Below are 19,643 nucleotides of genomic sequence, written 5' to 3' on the forward strand. Positions count from 1 at the left end.
TGTATGAATCTCTTTTTTTATTATATTTTAAAAATTTATTAATTTTTAAAATATAAGTCTAGGAATATTTGAATAAATCTAAATTATCGTGTAGAATAATGTTGTAAAATGTAAACGTTTTTCTAAGGGGAGGCTAAAAAAATGGTAGTAGCATACAAACATGAGCCATTTACAGATTTTTCAGTGGAGGCTAACAAATTAGCGTTTGAAGAAGGTTTAAAGAAAGTAGAATCTTATCTTGGACAAGACTATCCATTAATTATCGGGGGAGAAAAAATCACTACAGAGGACAAAATTGTTTCTGTAAACCCTGCAAATAAAGAGGAACTTGTTGGTCGTGTTTCAAAAGCAAGCCGTGAGTTAGCTGAAAAAGCAATGCAAGTAGCGGATGAAACATTCCAAACTTGGAGAAAATCAAAGCCAGAAATGCGTGCAGACATTTTATTCCGTGCTGCAGCAATCGTTCGTCGCAGAAAACATGAATTCTCTGCTATTCTTGTAAAAGAAGCAGGTAAGCCATGGAATGAGGCAGATGCTGATACAGCAGAAGCAATCGACTTTATGGAATATTATGGTCGTCAAATGTTAAAATTAAAAGACGGTATTCCAGTAGAAAGCCGTCCAATTGAATATAATCGTTTCTCTTACATTCCATTAGGAGTAGGTGTTATCATTTCTCCTTGGAACTTCCCATTCGCAATTATGGCAGGTATGACAACAGCTGCTTTAGTTTCTGGTAACACAGTATTACTAAAACCAGCTAGTACAACTCCTGTAGTAGCAGCGAAATTTATGGAAGTATTAGAAGAAGCTGGCTTACCAGCTGGCGTAGTAAACTTCGTTCCAGGTAACGGTTCTGAAGTTGGTGACTACTTAGTAGATCATCCTCGTACACGTTTCGTAAGCTTCACGGGATCTCGTGATGTAGGTATCCGCATCTATGAGCGTGCAGCGAAAGTAAACCCAGGACAAATTTGGTTAAAACGCGTTATCGCTGAAATGGGCGGTAAAGACACAATCGTTGTTGATAAAGAAGCAGATCTTGAATTAGCAGCTAAGTCTATCGTTGCATCAGCATTCGGATTCTCAGGACAAAAATGTTCTGCATGTTCTCGTGCAGTAATCCATGAAGATGTATACGATCACGTATTAAATCGTGCTGTTGAATTAACAAAAGAATTAACAGTTGCTAACCCAGCAGTATTAGGTACAAACATGGGTCCTGTTAATGACCAAGCTGCATTTGATAAAGTAATGAGCTATGTTGCAATTGGTAAAGAAGAAGGTAGAATCTTAGCAGGTGGCGAAGGAGACGATTCTAAAGGCTGGTTCATCCAACCAACAATCGTTGCTGACGTTGCAGAAGATGCTCGCTTAATGAAAGAAGAAATCTTCGGACCAGTAGTAGCATTCTGTAAAGCGAAAGACTTCGATCATGCACTTGCAATTGCAAACAATACGGAATACGGTTTAACAGGTGCTGTTATTACTAACAACCGTGACCATATTGAAAAAGCACGCGAAGACTTCCACGTTGGTAACTTATACTTCAACCGTGGATGTACTGGTGCAATCGTAGGTTACCAACCATTCGGTGGCTTTAACATGTCTGGTACAGACTCTAAAGCTGGTGGACCTGATTACTTAGCACTTCACATGCAAGCAAAAACTACTTCTGAAACTTTATAAGAAATAGTAGAGGAGCTCTTCACAGAATGTGAAGAGCTCCTTTTAAAATTGAACCCCCATATATTACCGTCGTTCGAAGAGAATGAGCTAAAACCTATTAATAGCGGGATAAACATGTAAACAGAAATAAAATAATGAGAAAAGTTGACTTATTAGTCATATTTTTTAGTATTCATTTTGAGAATTTCCTGTATAATACAATTTGAAAGAAAATCTATGGTTCGACAAGGAACACTCCTTTCGGTTTTGCTCACTGAAAGGAGTGTTTTTTTATGTAGCTAAAAATTCTTGCGTGCTTATTACATTTGCATATACGCCATTTAAACTAGCTAAAATTGTATTGTGAATATAAACAGCTGGTATAGTAGCGTTCTTAAAAGAAAGGTCTTTTGTAGCACAAGCGTCATGTATAACGGTACATTGAAAGCCAAAATCGAATGCAGCCCTTACTGTTGCATCGATACACATATGAGTCATCATCCCGCATACAACGACATGTTCAATATTAAAACGTTTTAATTGCTCTAGAAGATTAGTTTCTCGGAAGCTATTTGGATAATGTTTGACTATAACTGTTTCTTCTCTAAGTGGACGTACGCTTTCGTGAATATGTACACCTTCTGTATTAGGTAGGAAAAAAGTAGCGTCATCTTTTATAGCTACGTGTTGGATATGAAAAATAGGTTCGCTGTTTGTTCTAAATTGTTGTAATAACTGATTAGCATATTCGCTTGCTTCTACTGGATTACGCAATTCCATCTTTCCATTTGGAAAATAATCGTTTTGAATATCGACGAGTAAAAGAGCTGTTTTCATATATTTATCTTCCTCCGAGTTTCATATTCAAATAAATTTATTCAATTCGTAGAGAGGATTCTCCTGTTTAAAAATATGAGGAAGAAGAATTTTAAATAACCTTGAAAGTTACTATTTTTCAGATGAATATTCATCTGAAAATTTTAATAAAGGAATAATTAATATTTTTCTAAAAAATGTATTGACTCTTATTATTCTGAGTTCTATAATGAGAATTAATTAAACGACAATTAAATCGATACATTCTTATCCAGAGAGGTGGAGGGACTGGCCCTACGATACCTCAGCAACGGGTTTTTTAATACCGTGCTAACTCCAGCAAGCCATATAAAGGCTTGGAAGATGAGAAGATGTGAACGAGTACATATAAGTGCTCTCCTTCTTATCTTTATGGTTGATAAGAAGGAGGGCACTTTTTATTTTACCTCGAAAGCTCTGCTTCAAGTTTTTACAGCATATAGGAGGGAAAAAAATGATTTCTTTTACCAATGTAAGTAAAGTGTATGAATCAGCTGGCCAATCTGTTCATGCGGTGGAGGATGTAACATTATCAGTTGAGAAAGGCGAAATTTTTGGCATTATCGGTTTTAGTGGCGCTGGAAAGAGTACGTTATTACGCTTAGTAAATATGTTAGAGAGACCGACGGCAGGAACGATTTCAATAGATGATAAAGATATTACATCATTATCGACGAAAGAATTGCGTAAACTAAGACAAAGAATCGGAATGATTTTTCAAAGTTTTAATTTATTTAATTCAAGAACAGTATTTGGAAATATTGCTTATCCATTAAAGTTAGCGAAAGTACCAAAGAATGAGATAAAAGAAAGAGTAAATGAACTGCTGAAGTTTGTAGGGTTAGAAGATAAAGCAAACTATTATCCAGAGCAGCTATCAGGTGGGCAAAAGCAGCGTGTGGGCATTGCTAGAGCACTTGCGACATCGCCAGATATTCTTATATGTGATGAGGCAACATCAGCCTTAGATCCAGAAACGACGACAGAAATTCTAAACTTATTAAAGAAAGTAAATCGAGAATACAATTTAACAATTCTTCTTATTACACATGAAATGCATGTTGTGAAAGAAATTTGTCACCGTGTAGCTGTAATGGAGAAGGGGAAGGTTATTGAAGAAGGAAAACTGTTTGATGTTTTCACGCAACCAAAAACAAAGACGACTCAAAACTTTGTACGTTCTGTCATTAATGATCATTTACCGGAAAGTGTTCTAGCGAAAATTCAAAATGGTGGTCAAATTTATCGTCTAACATTTACTGGTGAGGAGACAGGACAGCCGGTACTATCATATATCGCAAAAAACTATAACGTCGATGTAAATGTACTGTACGGAAATATTATTGAACTTCAAAATGTGCTATTTGGAAATCTTCTTGTAGAGTTGCAAGGTGAGCAGAGGGAAATTCAAAAAGCATTACAACATCTAAGACTGCAAGTGCAGCTGAAGGAGGTAGAAGCTCATGCGAGTTGATTGGAGTATATTTTGGCCGCGCATACTAGATGCGACGGGGGATACCCTCTTAATGGTAATTGTAACCCTTATATTTGCTACAATTCTGGGTATACCTCTAGGTTTACTTTTATATGTAACGAGAAAAGGAAACTTTTTAGAAAATAAATGGGTCTTTTCTATTCTTAACATCATAATTAATACAATTCGTCCGGTACCATTCATTATCTTTTTAGTAGCCTTAAGTCCACTAACAAGAAGTGTTATCGGAACGACGATTGGAACAGCAGCGGCAATTTTCCCGATGACGTTAGTCGCATCAATTGGTATTGCTAGAATGGTTGAAACAAACCTTGTTTCCGTTCCGAAAGGAGTAATTGAAGCAGCGCAAGCAATGGGCGCCTCACCAATTAGAATTGTTTTTGAAATCCTTGTACCAGAAGCGTTAGCACCATTAATCTTAGGTGTCACATTTATGACAGTTGGTTTAATTGAATTCTCTGCAGTTGCTGGGCTTGTCGGTGGTGGCGGTCTTGGTGACTTGGCAATGACATATGGTTATCAACGTTTTGATACATCAGTTATGTTCGTAACGGTCGTGTTACTTATCATTCTCGTACAGATAGCTCAAAATTTAGGAAACTACTTTGCGAAAGTCTTGTTACGCAGATCATAAAAAGGAAGAGAGGAAAAGAAAATGAAGAAAATTTTAGCATTTGCATTATCAGCGATTGTAGGAGTCTCAGCATTAAGCGGCTGCTCAAGTGGAGACACGGGTGCAGGAGCGAAAGAAAAAGTAGTTCGCGTCGGTGTAACTGGAACGGATGGAGACGCTTGGGAAATTTTGAAGAAAAAAGCTGAAAAAGAAGGGATTAAGATTAAACTGGTCGAGTTCTCTGATTACACAACGCCAAATAAAGCGTTAGCTGATGGAGATATTGAATTAAACTCATTCCAGCATATTGCTTTCTTAGAGCAATTTAAAAAAGAGCATAAGTTAGATATTACAGCTGTTGGTACAACGCAAATTGCGCCAATGGGTTTATACTCTGAAAAATATAAGAAAGCAAATGAAATCCCAGATGGTTCAGAAATTGCAATTCCAAACGATCCAACGAACCAAGCACGGGCATTAAAACTTCTTGATGCAGCTGGATTATTAAAGCTTAAAAAAGACTTTGGTCTATTTGGAGATCCAAGTGGTATTGCTGAAAATCCGAAGAAATTAAAAATTACACCGGTTATCGCACAGCAAACACCTCGTGTGTTAAAAGATGTAGCGGCATCAGTTATTAATAACGGTGTTGCTGGTCAAGCTGGATTAGATCCAGCGAAGGATCCTATTTTCTTAGAAGATCCAAAGAATGAAAATGCAAAGCCATATATTAATATTTTTGCAGCTCGTAAGAAAGATAAAGATGATCCAACATTGAAAAAAGTAATTGAACTATATCATTCAAAAGAAGTAACAGACGCAATTAAGAAAGAAACAAATGATGGTTCCATTTCAGTAGATCTTTCACTTGATGAGCTTGAAAAAATCGTAAAATAATCATTGGGTTTAATGGACTAACAGAAGGAACCCCTCCGCTGTTAGTTCGTTCAACATATAAACTTAACAAACAAACCCTAATTCTGTACCTTCCAATTTTGTATAACATAGAATCCAATGTTTGTTAAGTAGAGTGATAGACCAGGAATTTTCCTGGTCTTTTTTTATGAATGAAAGTAGCTAGCGAACAGTAAGGTGATCCAAATTATAATGGGATAAGAAAATAAGCTGAAAAGGAGTGTAATTACGAATTGCTTTGGATGAATTAAGTGTTTTTTTGATAAAAAAAAGAAAATAGAAAAGAGAGTAATGAAAAATGCTGATATTACGCCGGGGTTATAAGAGCGATAAATGAAAAACAAAATAATATGTTGAACAGAGTTGAAGAAGATGGCCCCTTGTATAAAAATAATCCAGCATATAGAAGACAAGAAGTTAAGTTGATATAGAAAGACGATAAGTAATACAAAGATTGTTAATACGGAAATGGCGATGAAAAATTGTTGGCTAGTTATAAGACGGATTGAAAATTGATTAGCAAGGTATTGTGGCATTTGGAAAGCTTCTTCAAGGTTATGAATGAAAAATAATAAGGGAATGATCCAGAATATAGTAGTGGAATGTTTTTTCATCAATTTACATCACTCCAATAAAGTATAGAAAGCCTAAAAAAAGGCCCTCTATACAGAGATGGTTATTCAATTATGATATTTTTTAAATTAACTTCATGATGCTCTCGTTCTTTCAGATAAGCAGCTAGTTCCTCTTGTAAAATATTTAATATTTGCTTAGCTGATTGTTGGATTGGATTAGGTAGCTCTTCTAATATATGCATCCCGACTTTTACTTTTGTACGAATTACCCTTCGTAGTAATTCCTCATGCATGTACTACACCTCCAAACCGAATATTTAGTACATCTTCTTCAAATTTTGCTCCTTGAATAGAAAGGTGTGTTAATGTTTTTGGTAACGTGATGTTCCGTTTAACAGAACCCGCTCGAATAATAAGTTCATCACCTTTTTGATTTAAGGAAAGTTCACTTTTGTTTGAGAAGGGAATGGACAGAACGAAAATATACTCATCGCCATCCTTTTTTACATATTGAGTGCGCCCGTTAAATTTTACTTCTGTAGGGGAATGATCAGTTTTAAATAAAGAATCTCCTACACGTTCTAACATAGACAAACCAACAACTTCTTGTTCAAACATTGGAGCTTCGTAAATAGGAAGGGGTTGAAAACTATCTTTAATTAATGTTTTATATTTCTTCTGTGTATCTTTCCATGCCTGAAAATAAGGATCGGTGACAGTGTTAGGGATGACGCGGTTAATCATAATGGCATCTACGTTATAATCGTATAAATTCAAATAAGTAAAGCTGCGCTGGGCTTCTTTAATGACCATTTTTTCAGGATTTACAACGATGCGGATACTTGTTACTTCTCGATTTGATAAAATATCTCTCATTTCTCCGAGCTGTTCAAGTGTACTTGTTAATTCGTCCATAATATCGTCGGTTGGAAGAGGGACACCAAGGAGTGGTTGAGCTACAGGACGAACGACTTTTAAAACTTTTCTTTTAATAGGAAATAATTTTTCCATCCACCAGCCGAGCATGTCTGGAAAGCTTAGCATTGCTAATGTTTCTCCTGTAGGGGCACAATCAATAATGATAACATCATATGTGTCTTGCTTATAATAATCGAGTACGCGAAGTAGGCTAATTAAATCTTCCATACCGGGAAACATCGTTAATTCTTCTGTTGTAATATCATCAGCTGCTTTAGAAGTGAAGAGTAGTGTAATATATTTCTGTAATTTTCCCCAGCCTTTTTCCATTTCATAAATCGTATTAATTTCTTGTGCCCACAAATTTTCACGAATTTCTAGTGGTTCAGAAGATAGCTTTATACCAAATGAATCTCCTAAACTATGAGCAGGATCTGTGCTCATTACTAATGTTTTTAATCCTTGTTTCGCACTTTGAATTGCTGTTGCTGCTGAAATGCTAGTTTTTCCTACGCCGCCTTTACCTGTATACAAGATAATTCTCATCATTCATATCCCCTTTGTTTCGAATGTCGAATATTACGAGTGTCGAAGTAAATGGTTGAATAAAAACCCAGATAGGGTTTTATTCAATCGGAATGTTTTTCATTTTAGGTGTAGAAATCTTTTCTTCTGTTTTTTGCTGTGACGTAGCGATGTGATTCATGATTTTTTGGAAGATTTGTAGTAAGAATGCTTTTTCTTCTTCTGATAATGCTTCTGTTACTAAGCTAAAGTAATAGGCCGCATTTTGTTTTACTTCTTGAACGAGCATTACGCCGTTTTCTGTTAACCGAATTAATACAATACGTCGGTCATTTTCATCACGGTAGCGTTCAATATATCCCTTTTTTACAAGGCGATTTACAACGCCCGTTGTTGTACTCATCGGTATATCAAGAAGATCAGCAATTTTCGTCATTGTAATATCTGTATTTCGTTCCATCCAAAGTAAACAAAATACTTCTGTTTTAGAAAGTGTTAAATCTAGGCTTACCCATTCTTCAGGATAGAAAAGTTTCTTGGCGTTATCTAGCAGTAAGTCTAAAAAATGTTCATATTGCAACAATTAATTCCACTCCCGTATATTTCGAGGTTCGTAATATTTATTTTTATTTTATGTAGAATAGAAATAATTGTCAATGATTTTAATTGTTTTTTCAGATTAGGCAGAAAACTTTCTTTAAAATAGTATTCTTTTATGATAGATTTATAAATATAAAACGAGAATTTACATAAAAATCCATCATGGTAAATATACTTATCTATAATGGGTATGCAGCTAACGAGGGGGAGAACGATGAGAAGACGTAATACGCAAGCGTTCACGTTTTTAGCATGGACTTCATTTGTTTGTGCGCTTTCAGGTATGCTAATTGGGATTTATACGTTAGATGAAACGCTTAGTGTAAAAGGATACTATTTAATTGGAACATTATTTTTAACGATGTCTTGTTTTGTATTACAAAAAACAATTCGTGATAATGAAGAAGATAACGAGAGATTTCCGAAAAATAAACCGTTAGATAAAGAGTAAATTGTAAAGAAAGGCATTTGCCTTTCTTTTTTTATGTAAAAATGGCGTAAGTACTCTGTGTTGACTTGCTTGAAGTACTGAAAATTTGGTATCATCAATAGTATTGTAGATTGAACGATATATTATGGAGGTGGCCTAGCCGTGTCAAGAATTTCCGTTGAGAATGTAAAGCACGTAGCACATTTAGCACGTCTTGCAATTACTGATCAAGAAGCAGAAAAATTTCAAAAACAACTAGATGCAATTGTTACATTTGCAGAACAGTTAAATGAATTAGATACAACAGATGTAAAACCAACAACTCATGTATTAACTATGAAAAATGTTATGCGTGAAGATGTACCAGAAAAAGGTTTACCAGTCGAAGAAGTATTAAAAAATGCACCGGATCACAAAGATAATCAAATCCGTGTTCCAGCAGTATTAGAATAGAGGAGGGGAATTTCGATGTCATTATTTGATCATTCAGTATCAGAGTTACATAAGAAGTTAAACAACAAAGAAATTTCCGTTACGGATTTAGTAGAAGAATCTTACAAACGTATTGCGGATGTTGAAGATAACGTAAAAGCTTTTCTTACATTAGATGAAGAAAATGCACGCGCAAAAGCGAAAGAATTAGATGCAAAAATCGGCGCTGAAGATAATGGTTTATTATTCGGTATGCCAATTGGTGTAAAAGATAACATTGTAACTAACGGTCTTCGTACAACTTGTGCGAGCAAAATGTTAGCAAACTTCGATCCAATTTATGATGCGACAGTTGTGCAAAAGCTAAAAGCTGCTGACACAATTACAATCGGTAAATTAAACATGGACGAGTTCGCAATGGGTTCTTCAAATGAAAACTCAGGATTCTACGCTACGAAAAACCCATGGAACTTAGATTACGTTCCGGGCGGATCTAGTGGTGGTTCTGCAGCAGCTGTAGCAGCAGGAGAAGTACTATTCTCTCTAGGTTCTGATACGGGTGGTTCTATCCGTCAGCCAGCTGCATATTGCGGTGTTGTAGGTTTAAAACCAACTTATGGACGCGTATCTCGTTACGGATTAGTAGCATTCGCATCTTCACTTGACCAAATCGGACCGATTACACGTACAGTAGAAGACAATGCATACTTATTACAAGCTATTTCAGGTATTGACCGCATGGATGCAACTTCTGCAAACGTTGAAGTTGGAAACTATTTAGCTGGTTTAACAGGCGATGTTAAAGGTTTACGCATTGCTGTACCGAAAGAATACTTAGGCGAAGGTGTTGGCGAAGAAGCTCGTGAGTCAGTACTAGCTGCTTTAAAAGTATTAGAAGGTATGGGCGCAACTTGGGAGGAAGTATCGCTTCCACACTCTAAATACGCTCTAGCAACGTATTACTTACTATCTTCTTCTGAAGCATCTGCGAACCTTTCACGCTTTGATGGCGTGCGTTACGGTGTTCGTTCTGATAATGTAAATAACTTATTAGATCTTTACAAAAACACACGTAGTGAAGGTTTCGGTGATGAAGTTAAACGTCGTATTATGCTTGGTACATTTGCGCTTAGCTCTGGTTACTATGATGCATATTACAAGAAAGCACAACAAGTACGTACATTAATTAAAAACGACTTTGAAAATGTATTTGCTAACTATGATGTTATTATTGGACCAACAACGCCAACTCCGGCATTTAAAGTGGGCGAAAAAGTTGATGATCCAATGACAATGTATGCAAATGACATTTTAACAATCCCAGTAAACTTAGCGGGTGTTCCAGCGATTTCTGTTCCATGTGGATTCGGTGCTAACAACATGCCACTTGGTCTACAAATCATTGGTAAACACTTCGATGAAGCGACAATTTACCGCGTTGCACATGCGTTTGAGCAAGCAACAGACTATCATACAAAAAAAGCAAGTCTGTAAGGAGGCGAGCATAGATGAATTTAGAAACAATTATTGGTTTAGAGGTTCACGTTGAGTTAAAAACAAATTCGAAAATTTTCTCTGCGAGTCCAACAGAATTCGGAGCGGAGCCAAATACACAAACAAGTGTAATTGACTTAGGATACCCAGGGGTACTTCCTACTTTAAATAAAGAAGCAGTTAACTTTGCAATGAAAGCTGCAATGGCATTAAACTGTGAAATCGCAACGGAAACGAAGTTTGACCGTAAAAACTATTTCTATCCAGATAACCCGAAAGCTTACCAAATCTCTCAATTTGATAAGCCAATTGGTGAAAATGGTTGGATTGAAATCGAAGTAGACGGTAAAAAGAAACGTATCGGTATTACACGTCTTCATTTAGAAGAAGATGCTGGTAAATCAACGCATACAGCTGATGGTTCATTAGTAGACTACAACCGTCAAGGTATGCCTTTAATCGAGATCGTATCTGAGCCAGATATGCGTACGCCAGAAGAAGCATATGCATACTTAGAGAAGTTAAAATCAATCATTCAATACACTGGTGTATCTGATTGTAAGATGGAAGAAGGTTCCTTACGTTGTGATGCGAACATTTCCCTTCGTCCAGTTGGACAAGAGAAGTTCGGTACAAAAGCGGAACTGAAAAACTTAAACTCATTCACTTACGTACAAAAAGGTCTTGAGCATGAGCAAGTGCGCCAAGAAAAAGAACTGTTATCTGGTGGCATCATCCAACAAGAAACACGTCGTTATGATGAAGCAACAAAGAAAACAATCTTAATGCGTGTGAAAGAAGGATCTGACGATTACCGTTACTTCCCGGAGCCAGACTTAGTTGAACTTTACATCGATGATGAGTGGAAAGAAGCAGTTCGAGCTTCTATTCCAGAACTTCCAGATGCACGTAAAGCTCGCTACGTTGCAGAATTAGGCTTACCAGCTTATGATGCACACGTGTTAACATTAACGAAAGAGATGTCTGATTTCTTTGAAGCAACTGTTGCAGACGGTGCTGATGCGAAATTAACATCGAACTGGTTAATGGGTGAAGTACTTGCATACTTAAACAAACAACAAAAAGAATTAAAAGACGTTGCATTAACGCCTGCTGGTTTATCTAAAATGGTTCAATTAATTGAAAAAGGTACAATTTCTTCTAAAATCGCGAAGAAAGTATTTAACGAATTAATTGAAAAAGGTGGAGACCCAGAAGAAATCGTTAAAGCGAAAGGTCTTGTTCAAATTTCTGACGAGGGTACACTTCGTAAAGTTGTAACAGAAATTCTTGATAATAATGAGCAATCTATCGAAGACTTTAAAAACGGTAAAGACCGTGCAATTGGCTTCTTAGTTGGTCAAATTATGAAAGCTACAAAAGGACAAGCAAATCCACCACTTGTTAACAAAATCTTACTTGAAGAGATTAATAAGCGATAATAGTAGTGACTTTTAAAGATTAAGCAGAAAAACACCCGTACATGGGTGTTTTTCTAGGTTAATCAAACGTTTGTTTAATTAAACAAACGTTTGATTAACTGTCAAAAGTGGAAAAATGTTTGTATAGCAACTATGGTATGATAGTTGCAAAAAGGTGGGAATAATGATAAATCTAAACATAGAGGTTTTTTTCATCTCATGAAATAATAGATAGTTATTATTCGTTATATGTAAATTTTTATGGAAGAATGGATAGAAATAAAGTGAAACTTTAATCAGTAGGAGGTTCATCCACCATTGATTATTAGCCCTCATCAATCGGGCATTTACTGCCCGCAAATAGCGGGATAAATTTTGGAGTCAAATAAAAAACCATTGAAATGAATATTTACTTTTGATGGACTACACGAATCGGGTTCTTACTGCCTGTTTGAGCGGGATAAAAGAAGGATAGCAAGATGAGAGGAGGTAGGCATGGGAATACTGAATAGAAGTTCAGTATGTTCTTTTTCGATACATAAAGAAATTTCCTGTGCTAATAAATGATGAAGCGAGCAAGAATTATTTATAATCCTACTTCGGGGCGTGAGCTATTTAAGAAGAGCTTACCAGAAGTATTACAAAAATTAGAACAAGCTGGCTATGAGACATCTTGTCATGCGACAACGGGTCCTGGAGACGCTACTGTGGCGGCGAGGCAAGCTGCGGATCGTAAGTTTGATGTTGTTATTGCGGCTGGTGGCGACGGTACATTAAATGAAGTAGTAAACGGTTTAGTTGGGCATGAATTCCGTCCGAAATTTGGAATTATTCCAGTTGGAACGACAAATGACTTTGCACGTGCAATTGGTGTACCTCGTTCTATTGAAGAGGCAGCAGATATTATTTGCGAAGGAAAAACAGTGCCATTAGACCTTGGTAGAGCGAACGATACATATTTTATTAACATCGCTGGTGGCGGTCGTATTACAGAATTAACATACGAAGTACCGAGTAAGTTAAAGACAGTATTAGGACAACTTGCTTATTACCTAAAAGGTATCGAGATGTTACCATCATTGCATCCGACATATGTTGAAATTGAGTATGATGGAAAGTTACTACAAGAAGAAATTACGATGTTTTTAATTACGAATACCCGTTCAGTAGGTGGATTTGAAAAGGTAGCACCGTATGCATCTATTAACGATGGGTTATTTGACCTATTAGTACTGAAAAAAGGTTCTATCGCTGATTTAATTAAAGCAGCAACACAAGCACAACGTGGTGAACATATTAATAATCCAAAAGTGTTATATACACAAGCGAACCGAATTAAAGTACATTCACCAGATAAACTAATGATTAATTTAGATGGTGAGTATGGTGGAGATGCACCGATGGAATTCGAAAATATATATCATTGTTTAGAACTATTTGTTCCTGAACATCAAGAGGATGCCCTGTAAAGGCATCCTTTTTACTTTGTTAAAATGAATTGTAAATTGGGAGTTAGTTTGATTTTTATGGTATTTTTACAATTCTTTTATTTTACATCCATACTTTATTGATACACTGGAAGAGATAAGAAATGAGAGGTAGGGTGCTATGGAGAAGGTAAAGGCGATATTATTTGATAAAGATGGGACATTAATGGATTTTCATTCAATATGGATAAAAGTAGCTGAAGAACTTGTAGCTGAATGTATAAGTTTATATCATTTACCAAGTACAATGCGGCAGACCTTATTAGAAGAGATTGGTGTAGAGGGAGCATTTGTTAATCCGAGGAGTGCAATAGCTGCTGGAACAAGCCTTGATGTAGCGAAGGGGCTTTGTAATTATATTGAGTCTGCTAGAGAAGAAGAGATGCATCATTGGGTAAGTGAGAAGTTATTTTCCCTTATGTATGAGCATCGTTCGCATATGAAAATGACAGCAGATTTACCGAAAGTGTTACAGGCATTAAAAGATAAAGGATTTATATTAGGGGTTGTCACGGCGGATGATTTCGCACCAACAGAATTATTTTTAAAACAATATAAGTTGGAGAACTTTTTTGATTATATTATAGCCTCGGATACATTCCCTGCGCAAAAACCAGATAAAAAGATTATAGAAGTGTTTTGTGAGAAATTTAATTTAGCATCATGTGAGGTTGCGGTTGTTGGAGATACGCCAACTGATTTACATTTAGCCAAAAATGGCGATTGCTATGCAATTGGGGTGCTATCTGGTACGGGAGACCGTCCAACATTAGAACCACTTGCTGATTTAGTGTTAGATTCTGTTGGAGAGTTTATTTCTCAATCGGGTGAGTTTTTCTGGGAGAAAGAAAAGTCTAATGTGTAAGGAAAATAAGTCTATAAAGACTCTTAATGAGTCTTTATAGACTTATTTTTTATGCCTGGATACAAAGAATATAGGATAAATGCTAGAAAAGAAAGTTGGCATACATTTTGCAATAAAAAGAGAAAACAATGTAAAGAAAAGGATGGGGTACGCAATGAACACAAAAAAATTTGCTAAAGTAAATGAACAAATTCCAGGACCGAAAGCGGCATCTTTATTAGAACGCCGTCAAAATATAGTACCAAAAGGAGTAAGTAACGGCATCCCAACGTTTGTACAATCTGCAAATGGTGCTCTTGTAACAGATGTTGATGGTAATCAGTACATTGATTTTGCAGGAGCAATTGGGACAATTAACGTAGGGCATTGTCATCCAACGGTTAAAGAAGCGCTCCATAAACAAGTCGATCAATACATTCATACTGGATTTAATGTCATGATGTATGAGCCATATATTGAATTAGCGGAAAAGCTTGCGGCATTGGCACCGGGAAGTTTCGATAAGCAAGTCCTCTTTTTAAATAGTGGTGCAGAAGCAGTTGAGAACGCGGTGAAGATCGCTCGTAAATATACGAAGAGACCTGGTATTATCGCATTTTCTAAAGGTTTCCACGGGCGTACATTAATGACAATGACGATGACAAGTAAAGTGAAGCCATATAAATTTGGGTTTGGTCCCTTTGCTCCAGAAGTATATAAAGCGCCATTTCCATACGAATACCGTCGCCCAGAGGGATTAACGGAAGAGCAATATGATGATTTTATTATTGAAGAGTTTAAGAACTTCTTCATATCGGAAGTAGCACCAGAAACAATTGCAGCTGTTGTAATGGAGCCTGTTCAAGGAGAAGGTGGATTTATCGTCCCAAGTAAGAAATTTGTTCAAGAAGTACGCCGCATTTGTTCAGAGAACGGCATCTTATTTGTAGCGGATGAAATACAAACAGGCTTTAGTCGTACAGGAAAATATTTTGCAATTGATCACTATGATGTCGTTCCAGATTTAATTACAGTGTCTAAATCATTAGGTGCTGGTGTACCGATAAGTGGTGTCATTGGACGTAAAGAAATTATGAATGAGTCTGCACCAGGTGAACTTGGTGGAACGTATGCAGGAAGTCCATTAGGATGTGCGGCTGCATTAGCTGTTCTCGATGTAATAGAAAATGAGAAATTAAATGATAGAGCGATAGAATTAGGAAAAGTCGTAATGAACCGATTCGAAGAGATGAAAAATAAATATCATTGCATCGGCGATGTGCGTGGGTTAGGTGCAATGTGTGCATTTGAGGTCGTTCAAGATCGTAAGACGAAAGCACCTGACAAAACGTTAACGGCTAATCTATGTGCAGAGGCAAATAAGCGTGGGTTACTGTTATTATCAGCAGGAACATATGGAAATGTTATCCGTGTGTTAATGCCTTTAGTTATTACAGATGAGCAACTTGAAGAAGGTTTAACAATAATTGAAGAATCATTGCAAGCTTGTTATGAGCAAACAAACATCGCTCGCGTTTAAAAACTGAAGTATAAATAGCAAACATTCTAGCTGACTCTATATTAAATGCAGAAAATTCACTTTATAATAAAGGTAGTGAAGTGGATCGATGGATTTGAAGTTAGGGGTGGCTAGGATGGTTGCAGAAAAGGAACGAGTGTTAATGGATTTAAAAGATGTATTTGAATATGCGTTTGACGAAATTTTTGTTACAGATGAGCAAGGGATCGTTGTGCGTGTAAATAGTACATGTGAAAGGCACTACCAACTAGCTGCCGAAGAGTTAGTTGGTAAGCATGTAAAAGAACTACAAAAGGATGGAATCTTTTATCCATCAGCGACATTAGAAGTGATTGAAAAAAAGAGGCCAATTGAACTCGTTCAAACTACAAAATCAGGAGAGTATTTACACGTTCGTACAAGGCCTGTTTTTGATGATGAGGGAAATTTAAGAAGAGTGATTAGTTATTCTCGGGACCTTACTGAACTCTATCAATTACGTCAAAAGGTAGAGGAAATGGATAATCAGCTAAAAACATATAAAAAAGAATTAAGAGAAACATATGAGCATGAAGGACTTATTTTTAAAAGTCTAGCTATGCAAAAAATAGTCGATACCATCAAAAAAGTATCTGTAGTGGATAGTACTGTTCTCGTTTTAGGCGAGACTGGAGTTGGGAAAAGTCGATTAGTACGCCATTTACATGAAGTGAGTCACCGTAAGAATGAAAGTTTCTATGAAATTAATTGTGCGGCATTGCCAACTAATTTAATTGAATCAGAGCTTTTTGGATATTCAGGTGGATCTTTTACAGGTGCGAATCGTGAAGGGAAAAAGGGACTATTAGAATCCGCGCATAAAGGAACTCTTTTTTTAGATGAAATCGGTGAAATGCCGCTTGAAATTCAAGCGAAGCTTTTGCAAGTATTGCAAGAAAAAACATTTCGTCCTATAGGCGGAAGAGAATTAAAAAAAGTGGATGTCCGAATTGTGGCGGCAACAAATAGAGATTTAAGCGAGATGGTGAAACAAGGAACATTTCGGAAAGATTTATACTATCGTTTGAATGTCATTCCAATTGCAATTCCCCCGCTTAGGGAAAGAACAGAAGATATTTTGCCGCTTATTTATCATTACTTGCAGCAATTTAATAAAAAGTACGGACGTGATGTGAAACTAGCGCCGAGTACGTTACAAATGTTTGTTGGATATCCGTGGGAAGGAAACAATAGAGAAATAGAGAATGTAATTGAGAGAATTGTTATTACTGTCGATGATGTTGTAACGGTAGAGGATTTGCCACTCTCTATGCAAGAGGCTGCAGTTGAACAATCGGGGCAAAGCCTTTATAAAATGCTGGAAGAGGTAGAGAGAAATATTATTCTTAAAGCGTATAAAACGTATGGATCAAGTTATAAAGTAGCTGAGTTTTTGCAAATTAGTCAATCTGCTGCTACTAGGAAAATTAAGAAGTTCATAGAGGAGGAAGAAAACATTGGATAAAAAGGCGACTTTTGTAAGTATAGATAAAAAGGCGATGTATATAAATGGTGAGTGGATTACACTACAAGAACAAATTGAAGTAAATAATCCTGCGACGAAGGAAATATTTGCAACTGTACCAAAAGGCGGAGTAACAGAGGCAAAGCAAGCTGTTGATGCTGCACATGAAGCTTTTAAAACGTGGTCTAAGTTAACGGCAGCAGATCGTGCAACGAAGTTAAAAAAGTGGTTCATGCTTATTGATAAAAATAAAGAAGAGATCGCAGCGCTTATGACGAAGGAACAAGGAAAGCCGTTTGCAGAAGCGCTTGGTGAAGTAAATTATGCAAATAGTTTTGTTGAATGGTATGCAGAAGAAGGGAAACGTGTATATGGTGAAATGATTCCTGCTTCTCATCCGAATAAGCGCATTTTAGTTATGAAGCAACCAGTTGGCGTTATGGCAGCTATTACACCTTGGAACTTCCCAGCTGCTATGATTACGAGAAAGGTAGCCCCAGCGCTTGCAGCAGGCTGTACAGCCGTTGTGAAACCGGCAAGTCAAACGCCGCTAACTGCATTGAAATTAGCGGAATTAGCTCATGAAGCAGATATTCCAAAGGGCGTAATCAATATCGTAACAGGTAGTGCAAAAGCAATTGCTGATACATGGATGGAAGATAGTCGCGTTCGAAAAGTATCCTTTACAGGGTCAACGGAAATCGGGAAAGAGTTAATGGCTAGTGCTGCACAAACGATGAAAAAAGTTTCGCTTGAGTTAGGTGGCCACGCTCCGTTTATCGTAATGAATGATGCGGATTTAGATAAAGCAGTAGAAGCGGTGATTGGTTCGAAATTCCGTAACGCAGGACAAACGTGTATATGTGCAAACCGAGTATTCGTTCAAGAAGAAGTATACGAAGTATTTGTAGAGAAGTTCCAAAAGGCAGTAGGGCAGTTGAAAGTAGGAGACGGTTTCGGTGACGGAACGACTGTCGGACCACTTATTGATGAGAATGCAGTTTCAAAAGTACAAGAACATATTGAAGATGCTATTCAAAAAGGTGGAACAGTTTTATATGGTGGTCAAAAGGTCGCAGAGTTAGAGGGGCATTTCATTCAACCGACTGTAATTGGATTGGCAAATGATACGATGCTTTGTATGAATGAAGAAACATTTGGGCCAGTGGCACCAGTTGCGAAATTTAAAACAGTTGATGAAGTAATCGAACGTGCAAATAATACACCATACGGTTTAGCTGCGTATATTTTCACGAAAGACATTAGCCAAGCATTCCAAATTAGTGAAGCGTTAGAGTACGGTATTATCGGTCTAAACGACGGTCTTCCATCAGTTGCACAAGCACCATTCGGTGGATTTAAAGAAAGTGGTATCGGTCGTGAAGGAGGCCATTTCGGCATCGAGGAATATTTAGAAATTAAATATATTTCATTGGGACTATAAGTAGTATACTAGAATCTCTATAAGGTAACAGAGAAGGAGATTCTAGTATGGTATATTGGCTATTATTACTTGTTACAATTATTTTTGAAGTAGCTGGAACAATTGCGATGAAACTATCAAATGGTTTAACAAAGCTCGTTCCGAGTGTACTGATTTTCGTGTTTTATGGAATTTGTTTCAGCGTGTTCGCCATCGTTGTGAAAAAGATCCATTTAAGTATTGCTTATGCTATTTGGTCTGGCGTTGGAACATTACTTATTACAATCATTAGTGTGTACTTTTTTAAAGAGCATATTAGTTTATTTCAAGCATTTTGTATTCTTTTTATTGTTTTGGGTGTCATTGGGCTTAAGGTTTCATCGGCATCATGAAAGCTATCTTTTGTAGAAGATAGCTTTTTTCTATTTGTGCAGTTAGCAATTAATACGACAAAATATGACAAGAAAGAGTAAAGCGTTTTGTTATGATATATATGAAATTTTGTCTTATGTGGAGGAAAGAGTATGTTAGAAAAGGTAAGTCAAATTGTTTTAATTTTTGGCATAGCTTTTAGTTTAAGTGCTTGCACTGAGACTAAAGATAGTAATGAAAGTAAACAAGAAGATGTTCAAGATAAAGTGTATAAAATAGGGGAGACAGTAGACGTAGATGGTTTGCAAGTAACTATCGATTCAGTTAAATTAGGATATCCGGATTATGATGAGGATAAAAAGAAAGAGGAGATTTTGGGGATTATTTTCAAAGTAGAAAATAATAGTAAAAAGGAAATACCTTTTGCATTTTATGAATTTGAGATTACCGATAAGAAAGGTACAAGATTTAAAGAATATAATAACCCTGATAGCTTTATTAGTAAAAAGTTAGCACCAGAAGAAAAAATTCAAGATATCATGCTATTTGACGT

General features: G+C 36.5%; 19 protein-coding genes, 1 pseudogene and 1 riboswitch. Of the genes and pseudogenes, 15 read left to right on the forward strand and 5 right to left on the reverse strand.

Features of this window, described 5'->3' with window-relative positions; all coding sequences use genetic code 11:
* The first annotated feature begins 141 nt into the window (after nt 1-141).
* Nucleotides 142-1,689: an L-glutamate gamma-semialdehyde dehydrogenase gene (gene pruA, locus ABWK52_RS17310; protein ID WP_000259555.1), complete on the forward strand. Its 1,548-nt coding sequence runs from the start codon at nt 142-144 to the stop codon at nt 1,687-1,689.
* A gap of 250 nt (nt 1,690-1,939) precedes the next feature.
* On the opposite strand, the pseudogene ABWK52_RS17315 reads toward pruA, so the two are convergent.
* Nucleotides 1,940-2,505 (reverse strand): annotated as a pseudogene (locus tag ABWK52_RS17315) (cysteine hydrolase family protein).
* Nucleotides 2,506-2,748: 243 nt separating this feature from the next.
* A riboswitch (SAM riboswitch) is annotated at nt 2,749-2,854 on the forward strand.
* A 123-nt stretch (nt 2,855-2,977) separates the two neighbouring features.
* On the opposite strand from ABWK52_RS17315, the gene ABWK52_RS17320 reads away from it, so the two are divergent.
* The 3 genes from ABWK52_RS17320 to ABWK52_RS17330 are packed head-to-tail and all read left to right on the forward strand — an operon-like array spanning nt 2,978 to nt 5,528.
* A complete protein-coding gene (locus tag ABWK52_RS17320; protein ID WP_000623013.1) occupies nt 2,978-3,997 on the forward strand; it encodes a methionine ABC transporter ATP-binding protein in 1,020 nt (339 codons plus the stop codon).
* Complete coding sequence (locus ABWK52_RS17325) at nt 3,987-4,652, forward strand: methionine ABC transporter permease (RefSeq protein ID WP_001261865.1); 666 nt, start codon at nt 3,987-3,989, stop codon at nt 4,650-4,652. Before ABWK52_RS17320 ends, ABWK52_RS17325 begins: the two co-directional genes overlap by 11 nt.
* A 21-nt stretch (nt 4,653-4,673) precedes the next feature.
* Entirely contained in the window at nt 4,674-5,528 is an 855-nt protein-coding gene (locus tag ABWK52_RS17330; RefSeq protein ID WP_000721594.1) for a MetQ/NlpA family ABC transporter substrate-binding protein, read from the forward strand.
* Nucleotides 5,529-5,692: 164 nt separating this feature from the next.
* Here ABWK52_RS17330 and ABWK52_RS17335 read toward each other — a convergent pair whose 3' ends face one another.
* The 4 genes from ABWK52_RS17335 to ABWK52_RS17350 form a co-directional block, all read right to left on the reverse strand.
* Nucleotides 5,693-6,160 carry an HXXEE domain-containing protein gene (locus ABWK52_RS17335; RefSeq protein WP_001986283.1) on the reverse strand — a complete coding sequence of 156 codons (468 nt, stop codon included), beginning with the start codon at nt 6,158-6,160 and terminating at the stop codon, nt 5,693-5,695.
* A gap of 62 nt (nt 6,161-6,222) precedes the next feature.
* A complete protein-coding gene (locus ABWK52_RS17340) occupies nt 6,223-6,414 on the reverse strand; it encodes a DUF3926 domain-containing protein (RefSeq protein WP_000544105.1) in 192 nt (63 codons plus the stop codon).
* On the reverse strand, nt 6,407-7,588 hold the full coding sequence (locus ABWK52_RS17345) for an ArsA family ATPase (RefSeq protein ID WP_002100673.1): 1,182 nt from the start codon (nt 7,586-7,588) through the stop codon (nt 6,407-6,409). Before ABWK52_RS17345 ends, ABWK52_RS17340 begins: the two co-directional genes overlap by 8 nt.
* Nucleotides 7,589-7,664: 76 nt before the next feature.
* Nucleotides 7,665-8,147, reverse strand: coding sequence for a MarR family winged helix-turn-helix transcriptional regulator (locus ABWK52_RS17350; protein ID WP_098542171.1), 483 nt, complete (start codon nt 8,145-8,147; stop codon nt 7,665-7,667).
* Nucleotides 8,148-8,378: 231 nt separating this feature from the next.
* Here ABWK52_RS17350 and ABWK52_RS17355 point away from each other — a divergent pair, with 231 nt between their 5' ends.
* From ABWK52_RS17355 to ABWK52_RS17405, 11 genes are all read left to right on the forward strand, one after another.
* The gene (locus ABWK52_RS17355) at nt 8,379-8,615 is read left to right on the forward strand and encodes a YiaA/YiaB family inner membrane protein (RefSeq protein ID WP_001254393.1); all 237 of its coding nucleotides are present in this window, start codon (nt 8,379-8,381) and stop codon (nt 8,613-8,615) included.
* Between the two features lie 141 nt (nt 8,616-8,756).
* The gene (gene gatC, locus ABWK52_RS17360; protein ID WP_000086999.1) at nt 8,757-9,047 is read left to right on the forward strand and encodes an Asp-tRNA(Asn)/Glu-tRNA(Gln) amidotransferase subunit GatC; all 291 of its coding nucleotides are present in this window, start codon (nt 8,757-8,759) and stop codon (nt 9,045-9,047) included.
* 15 nt (nt 9,048-9,062) lie between these two features.
* Entirely contained in the window at nt 9,063-10,520 is a 1,458-nt protein-coding gene (gene gatA, locus ABWK52_RS17365; RefSeq protein ID WP_000051441.1) for an Asp-tRNA(Asn)/Glu-tRNA(Gln) amidotransferase subunit GatA, read from the forward strand.
* Nucleotides 10,521-10,534: 14 nt separating this feature from the next.
* Nucleotides 10,535-11,962, forward strand: a complete 1,428-nt coding sequence (gatB, locus tag ABWK52_RS17370) for an Asp-tRNA(Asn)/Glu-tRNA(Gln) amidotransferase subunit GatB (RefSeq protein WP_001047685.1) — start codon at nt 10,535-10,537, stop codon at nt 11,960-11,962.
* Between the two features lie 542 nt (nt 11,963-12,504).
* Nucleotides 12,505-13,410 (forward strand): diacylglycerol kinase, encoded by a 906-nt coding sequence (locus ABWK52_RS17375; RefSeq protein ID WP_000977679.1) that lies wholly within the window; start codon nt 12,505-12,507, stop codon nt 13,408-13,410.
* A 139-nt stretch (nt 13,411-13,549) separates the two neighbouring features.
* Complete coding sequence (locus tag ABWK52_RS17380) at nt 13,550-14,293, forward strand: HAD family hydrolase (RefSeq protein ID WP_000416667.1); 744 nt, start codon at nt 13,550-13,552, stop codon at nt 14,291-14,293.
* Nucleotides 14,294-14,447: 154 nt separating this feature from the next.
* Entirely contained in the window at nt 14,448-15,812 is a 1,365-nt protein-coding gene (gene gabT, locus ABWK52_RS17385) for a 4-aminobutyrate--2-oxoglutarate transaminase (RefSeq protein ID WP_001093019.1), read from the forward strand.
* Between the two features lie 115 nt (nt 15,813-15,927).
* Nucleotides 15,928-17,295 carry a sigma-54 interaction domain-containing protein gene (locus ABWK52_RS17390; RefSeq protein WP_000225144.1) on the forward strand — a complete coding sequence of 456 codons (1,368 nt, stop codon included), beginning with the start codon at nt 15,928-15,930 and terminating at the stop codon, nt 17,293-17,295.
* Nucleotides 17,288-18,739: an NADP-dependent succinate-semialdehyde dehydrogenase gene (gene gabD, locus ABWK52_RS17395; protein WP_098542177.1), complete on the forward strand. Its 1,452-nt coding sequence runs from the start codon at nt 17,288-17,290 to the stop codon at nt 18,737-18,739. Before ABWK52_RS17390 ends, gabD begins: the two co-directional genes overlap by 8 nt.
* A gap of 47 nt (nt 18,740-18,786) precedes the next feature.
* Nucleotides 18,787-19,110: a DMT family transporter gene (locus ABWK52_RS17400; protein ID WP_000263262.1), complete on the forward strand. Its 324-nt coding sequence runs from the start codon at nt 18,787-18,789 to the stop codon at nt 19,108-19,110.
* A gap of 132 nt (nt 19,111-19,242) precedes the next feature.
* Nucleotides 19,243-19,643, forward strand: a 401-nt coding sequence (locus tag ABWK52_RS17405) for a DUF4352 domain-containing protein (protein WP_353772030.1), incomplete at its 3' end; no start/stop codon positions are given.

This window comes from Bacillus sp. AP50, assembly GCF_040492675.1.
GTDB classification, from domain to species: domain Bacteria; phylum Bacillota; class Bacilli; order Bacillales; family Bacillaceae_G; genus Bacillus_A; species Bacillus_A cereus.